At 38.9% G+C, this 804-nt stretch carries 1 pseudogene; it reads right to left on the bottom strand.

Features of this window, described 5'->3' with window-relative positions:
- A pseudogene (locus FCI53_RS21205) lies at positions 1 to 277 on the bottom strand (DoxX family membrane protein); the annotation flags it as partial.
- Between the last annotated feature and the right edge of the window lie 527 nt (positions 278 to 804).

The raw sequence follows: 804 nt of genomic DNA, 5'->3' as shown, positions 1-804 counted from the left end.
ATCCTGCGCCAACAAGTACTTCGCCCCACATAACCATGAATGTGAATAGGTCAGCATTTGGAAGAGCGAACGTTTCTAGAAATGCACCCCACCAAGCTTGAACGGTAGCCTCTTCGCCTTTAGAGTTAGCAACTGCGCCTTGAATGAAGCCACTTGCATCAAATTCGCCACCAGTAACTTTACCCCAACCACTCGTAATCCAGCTGTACCCAATATAAATTCGAATAATTGCTAATACACCAGCCACGACATTGTTGTTTCTTAACATATTTAACATAAAACCATCTCCTTATATTGTTCATTATTTCACAATTAATTTTTCAAGAATTCTTGTTTGTTTTCTATATTTATATACTAACACGTATAAATTGTCTCGAAAATACATTTGTTCAGTATTTCACAATTGGTTAACAAAGGTTTGTCTATTATGTGAACTTTTTGTTTAAGCATTGACAAATCGGAACGGAGGGGAGGGGGCTTGTGTTTGGTTATACCTTTATGATTAAACGTACTAACTGAGGTCAGAGTGACCATGATCATCAAAAACCAACAGGATGCGGTCTCTCATTCCGTTATTTCGCCAAATTAGGCCATTCTAAGGCCCAACGCGGATCCTCACTCCGCTATTAGCAACTTTCCAAGCGACATAATCGACTTTTGAGACTAATAGCGGAATCAGTGAAGCTAGAATAAAAAGTGGATACCCCGTTAACGAAAGTCATATTTGGATATGATGATAATAACTAGGAGGGTTTCCATGGGTGAACATAGGCAAAGATATAGTGAGCAGTTTAAGCAAGAAAC

It is taken from the genome of Aquibacillus sediminis, from assembly GCF_005870085.1.
Taxonomy (GTDB): Bacteria; Bacillota; Bacilli; order Bacillales; family Amphibacillaceae; genus Aquibacillus_E; species Aquibacillus_E sediminis.
Note: the sequence above shows the minus strand (reverse complement) of the source record. Positions and strands in the feature narration are given on the sequence as shown.